Below are 740 nucleotides of genomic sequence, written 5' to 3'. Positions count from 1 at the left end.
TGGTCCGGAACATAAAAACTTAGTCGGCAGTGTCGATTTGGTTTACCGCAACTCCTGGCATGAAGTGCGTACACTGCATTTCAAAGGCGAAACGGCGATGTTGGATGCGCTAAAAACCATTTTGGGCAAAATGCACCAAGATGCGTTGCCACCAGAATCGGTTGATGTGTTCTGCTACGCGAAAAACATGCGTGGAGTGATGCGTAATATGGTGTATCAGCTTCTTGCGGAATGCATCGACTTGCGTTTGAAGCCGGTGGAGCAAGAAAAACGCCGCCGCTTTAAAGCGATGCGTCTTGGTAACCAAACCTACGGATTGTTCTTTGAACGCCGTGGTGTGTCGGTGCAGAAGTTAGAAAACTCCATCGATTTCTACCGCAGCATTTCTACCAACAAGCTTAAAGGCTCGCCGTTGTTAATGCTCGACCGTGAGCAAGAATACCAATTACCAGAAGCGGTGGATGGTTTTGCCAGTGAAGGTTTGGTGCAATTCTTCTTTGAAGATAACGAAGATGGTTTCAACATCTATGTATTGGATGAGTCGAACCAAGTGGAAGTGTATCACCAGTTCAGTGGCTCAAAAGATGAGATGATCGCCTCGGTCAACAGCTTCTACACTTCGGTTAAAGACGACAGCCGCGTGGCGTCTAAGTTTATTAACTTCAACTTACCGCAGTACTATCAGATCATTCATCCTGAAGAGGGTAACGCTTACATCATTCCTTATCGCAATGATGGGT

The 740-nt window shown here is 46.4% G+C and carries 1 protein-coding gene; it reads left to right on the top strand.

The features are described from left to right. Nucleotides 1-740, top strand: a 740-nt coding sequence (locus R7Q09_RS25335; protein WP_318143843.1) for a class I adenylate cyclase, incomplete at both ends; no start/stop codon positions are given.

It is taken from the genome of Vibrio sp. 2130-1 (genome assembly GCF_033339515.1).
Note: the sequence above shows the minus strand (reverse complement) of the source record. Positions and strands in the feature narration are given on the sequence as shown.